This window comes from Neisseria sp. P0001.S005 (assembly GCF_051963715.1).
In genome coordinates this window covers 1-4,997 of the sequence record NZ_JBQCTZ010000236.1, presented here as the reverse complement: position 1 = coordinate 4,997, position 4,997 = coordinate 1, and the positions used below count along the sequence as shown (strand labels likewise).

4 protein-coding genes are annotated in these 4,997 nt (G+C 48.5%); all 4 read left to right on the top strand.

The window, feature by feature from the left end:
• Positions 1-903: bifunctional UDP-N-acetylglucosamine diphosphorylase/glucosamine-1-phosphate N-acetyltransferase GlmU (gene glmU, locus ACTHSP_RS17785; protein ID WP_440346569.1), on the top strand; the 903-nt coding region annotated here is incomplete at its 5' end.
• Between the two features lie 162 nt (positions 904-1,065).
• Entirely contained in the window at positions 1,066-2,904 is a 1,839-nt protein-coding gene (gene glmS / locus ACTHSP_RS17780) for a glutamine--fructose-6-phosphate transaminase (isomerizing) (RefSeq protein WP_070646406.1), read from the top strand.
• A gap of 72 nt (positions 2,905-2,976) precedes the next feature.
• Positions 2,977-3,846 (top strand): hypothetical protein, encoded by an 870-nt coding sequence (locus ACTHSP_RS17775; RefSeq protein WP_314513919.1) that lies wholly within the window; start codon positions 2,977-2,979, stop codon positions 3,844-3,846.
• A 20-nt stretch (positions 3,847-3,866) separates the two neighbouring features.
• Positions 3,867-4,997 (top strand): hypothetical protein (locus tag ACTHSP_RS17770; protein WP_440346568.1); only part of this gene is annotated, 1,131 nt, incomplete at its 3' end.

The following is a 4,997-nucleotide window of genomic DNA, read 5'->3' as shown; positions in this document are numbered from 1 at the left end:
GATGCCGCCCAAAAAGCCGTGAAAGAAATCAATACCGGCATTTTGGTTCTGCCTAACGCCAAACTCGAAGCTTGGTTGAACAGCCTTTCTAGCAACAATGCCCAAGGCGAATACTACCTGACCGACCTCATCGCCAAAGCCGTTGCCGACGGCATCAAAGTTCATCCCGTCCAAGTCCGTGCCTCCCATCTGGCCGCCGGCGTGAACAACAAACTCCAACTGGCCGAACTCGAGCGTATCTTCCAAACCGAACAGGCGCAAGAATTGCTCAAAGCAGGCGTAACCCTGCGCGATCCGGCGCGTTTTGATTTACGAGGCCGTCTGAAACACGGACAAGATGTCGTGATTGATGTCAACGTCGTCATCGAAGGCGAAGTCGAACTCGGCGACAACGTCGAAATCGGTGCTAACTGCGTGATCAAAAACGCCAAAATCGGTGCCAACACCAAAATCGCCCCATTCTCCCATTTTGAAGGTTGCGAAGTCGGCGAAAACAACCAAATTGGCCCATACGCCCGTTTGCGTCCGCAAGCCAAACTGGCCGACGACGTACACATCGGTAACTTCGTCGAAGTCAAAAACGCCACCATCGGCAACGGCACCAAAGCCAACCACCTTACCTACATCGGTGATGCCGAGATCGGCAGCAAAACCAACTTCGGCGCCGGCACGATTATTGCCAACTACGACGGCGTGAACAAACACAAAACCGTCATCGGCGACGAAGTGCGCATCGGTTCAAACTGCGTACTGGTTGCCCCCGTTACCCTAGGCAACAAAGTGACGACAGGCGCGGGCAGTGCGATTACCCGCAACTGCGAAGACGGCAAACTCGTTCTCGCCCGTTCGCGCCAAACCGTCATCGAAGGCTGGGTGCGTCCGGAAAAAGGCGATAAGAAGTAAGGTTGATCTTTTAGTTTGTTTTCAGACGGCCTTGAGAAACAACAGGCCGTCTGAAACTCAGATTTGCCATTTCAATGAATAGAAAACGGCATTTTCCGACTGCCGCTTTCGGGAGCCGGAGCAGCAGTCATTTTCTCAAACTTTTGATACTAAGGAACTTATATGTGCGGTATCGTAGGTGCTATTCGCGCCAATCACAATGTAGTCGATTTTCTGACCGACGGTCTCAAACGCCTTGAATACCGAGGCTACGATTCGTCGGGTATCGCCGTAAATACAGACGGCAAAATCAAACGCGTCCGCCGTGTCGGCCGTGTTCAGCTGATGGAAGATGCAGCACGTGAAAATGGCGTGTTCGGCCATATCGGCATCGGCCATACCCGTTGGGCAACCCACGGCGGCGTAACCGAGCCTAACGCCCACCCCCACATTTCCGGCGGCATGATCGCGGTTGTCCACAACGGCATCATCGAAAACTTTGAAGCCGAACGCGAACGCTTGAAAGCGTTGGGTTACACCTTCGAATCGCAAACCGATACCGAAGTCATCGCCCACAGCGTCAACCACGAATACACACAAAACGGCGGCAAACTGTTTGAAGCCGTTCAAGCTGCGACTGCCCGTTTCCACGGTGCGTACGCTATCGCCGTTATCGCACAAGACAACCCTGAACAAATGGTTGTTGCGCGCATGGGCTGCCCGCTGTTGGTGGCCTTGGGCGACCAAGAAACCTTCATCGCTTCCGACGTATCCGCCGTGATCGCCTTTACCCGCCGCATCGCTTATTTGGAAGACGGTGACATCGCCCTGCTGAACGCAAACGGCATCGAAAAACTGCTCGACAAAACCGGTGCGCAAACCGAACGCGCGATTAAAGTGTCCGAATTATCTTTGGCTTCTTTGGAGTTGGGCCCATACAGCCACTTCATGCAAAAAGAAATCCACGAACAACCCCGCGCCATCGCCGATACTGCCGAAGTCTTCTTGGACGGCGGTTTTGAACCTGAAAACTTCGGCGCGAATGCACGCGAAGTATTCGACGACATCCACAGCATCAAAATCCTTGCCTGCGGTACGTCCTACTATGCCGCGCTGACCGCCAAATACTGGCTCGAATCCATCGCCAAAGTGCCGACCGACGTGGAAATCGCCAGCGAATACCGCTACCGCGACGTGATTGCCGATCCGAAACAACTGGTCATCACCATTTCCCAATCCGGCGAAACCTTGGATACCATGGAAGCCCTGAAATACGCGCAATCCTTGGGACACAAACACAGCCTGTCTATTTGTAACGTGATGGAATCCGCCCTGCCGCGTGAAAGCGAATTGGTACTGTACACACGCGCCGGCGCAGAAATCGGCGTCGCTTCTACCAAAGCGTTCACGACCCAACTGGTTGTCCTGTTCGGCCTGGCCGTTACCTTGGGCAAACAGCGCGGCCTGGTTTCTGACGAACAAGCGCGTGAATACGTTGAAGAATTGCGCCAACTGCCGGGCAGCATTCAGCACGCTCTCAATCTGGAGCCGCAAATCGCCGCTTGGGCGCAAAAATTTGCCAAGGAAACCAGCGCACTCTTCTTGGGTCGCGGCATCCACTTCCCAATCGCCCTTGAAGGTGCATTGAAGCTGAAAGAGATTACCTATATCCACGCCGAAGCGTATCCTGCGGGTGAGTTGAAACACGGCCCGTTGGCCTTGGTGGATGAGAACATGCCTGTTGTCGTGATTGCCCCGAACGACAGCCTGTTGGACAAAGTGAAAGCCAATATGCAGGAAGTCGGCGCACGCGGCGGCGAACTGTTCGTTTTCGCCGACCTCGACAGCAACTTCAACGCCACCGAAGGCGTGCACGTTATCCGTGCCCCACGCCACGTCGGCGTACTCTCGCCGATTGTGCACACCATCCCCGTGCAGCTCCTGTCTTACCACGCCGCCCTCGCACGCGGTACAGACGTGGACAAACCGCGCAACTTGGCTAAATCGGTAACGGTTGAGTAAAGCCTAGCTTGAACGATAAAAGGTCGTCTGAAAAGTTTCAGACGACCTTGATTATTAATTAAAGGCAAGCAAATGAATAAAGTCTACAAATACCTACTGGCAATCGCTGCCTTGGCGGCAGCAGGCTTCGGTATATATGAATATACCGCGCCCGACAAATACCAATACTGGAAAGAACTGATTGCCAAAGATCCCAAGCCTGAAGGGGTTTCGGAACAGGAATACAGGGAAAAACTCCGAGCAGGCTATTGCTGGCGGGATAGAAAGTTTTACACGCCCGCAGAATTACACAGGAAAGCAATGGTCAGTTTTGCAGGTAGGTTGTTGGGGGAGGCTGAAGCCTTTCGGACAGATTCGACTACACTTCAGGGAGAAATCAGTTTTACAGGAGGACAGTGCAGAGCATATCAGGCAGAAAAAGCCTGTAGCATCTGGTTTTCTACAAAGGGATATTCTAATGATCAATGGGATAAACAATTTTTAGCAGAAAAAAGACCGGCTGACTTCAAATTTCTTGAGCAATATTTAGACAAAGAAATCAAGCAGACTAAAGATTTGGAAAGATATTTATCAGAACATGGAAATAAGAAGTTTTCTTTGATTGATAGGTGGATGGGTAAGGAAGGTGCGTCTGTTTACGGTTCTGATTGTTGTCGAGTGTTAGATAAAAAGATGGCAGCTCCAGTCATAGAGGGTAAGGAGTGGAGTGGTTATTTTGAGCTATCTTCTGTTTTCCCTGAAAATAATATTCCAAAAGGAGTTAATATTCAGGATTATGGCATTGGAAATTTCTATTTTGATTTTAGGGATGTTGTTCCAATGAATCAAACTGATTGGGGAAAAGATGAGAAAAAAACTTATCAATCAAAATTTCCAACTATACTGATGATGAATAACTGTGGTGATATATTATGGTTACCTTCTATTGTATATGAGATTTAATCTAACTAAGGAGTAAGTTGATGGAGAATCAGCAACAATCATTAAGTGTATCAGAAGTAACCATAGATAGAGTTTTATCGCATTATTTATGGAATACATCCGTACCGCCTCGTCGTGAAGATATGCAATCAGCGGCCACCGATGCTAATCGTATGCCAATAAATATTGACGCAACCAGTTATATGCAAAATGGAGCTGGAAGATATGCTTCAGCAGTAGATTTTCAGATGTTTGAAAAGTTTTTCACAGAAAAAAATCTGCCTGCTAAGCTACAGCCGTATTCTTTTACAGAAATTGTTGATTTAATTTATCATAAAGACGATGCTGCGAGGGTTAAAAGATTACCGGATTCTGAAAACGGTTTTACCGTCCCTATTTCCCAATATTTTCAAGACATGGCCTCCTCCGACTACACAGAGCGTGCCTTTATCTTCGGCTCGACGCAGGTAACAGTTACCAAAGCCGACATCGATAAACTCCAATTCTTCGTCCGTCCGGACGGCAGCCGCGAAATTCGCAACCTCAGAATCACGCCCAAAGACGACAATTTCGACTTTATCGGCGGTTCATCTTCCCAAGACGCTTTAAAAATGATGGTAGATACGGTAAATGCCGAGTTTAAGACAGCTATTGATCCCGAAGGTATAGGCAGAACTGTTCCCCTTAAATATACCGGGACTGAAGAGCTGCCGTTTACCAATATTACGGATAAGGATTTTTCTAGATTGAAAGAGAAAAAGGCCGAACAGAAGAAGTCCGACATAGACTTACTGATTCGAGATAGGGGATTTCCACTCATCGAGGAGACTGGAGAATTATTTCAAAAACTGACAAGCTCCCCCGCTCTATACGAAACCAGCCCGCTGGGTCGGTTGAGAGAAATTAGACACAATTTAGATGATCAGTTGAGAGAAATTAGACGCAATTTAGATGATCAGTTGAGAGAAATTAGACGCAATTTAGATGATCAGTTGAGAGAAATTAGACGCAATTTAGATGAAATGTATGAAATGTACCAAAAAACCCGTGACCTTATCGAAAAAGATCCAAATATGATGTCTTTAGATGAAAGGAATGAACGCGATCAATACGCGGCGGATATTGATAAACCAACGGCTTTAACTATTGAGGATATGCCGCAAAACGCCCAA

Excerpts from the sequence above, each read along its gene's own strand:
- glmS (WP_070646406.1), top strand. The coding sequence starts at position 1,066 with ATGTGCGGTATCGTAGGTGCTATTCGCGCCAATCACAATGTAGTCGAT.
- ACTHSP_RS17775 (WP_314513919.1), top strand. The coding sequence starts at position 2,977 with ATGAATAAAGTCTACAAATACCTACTGGCAATCGCTGCCTTGGCGGCA.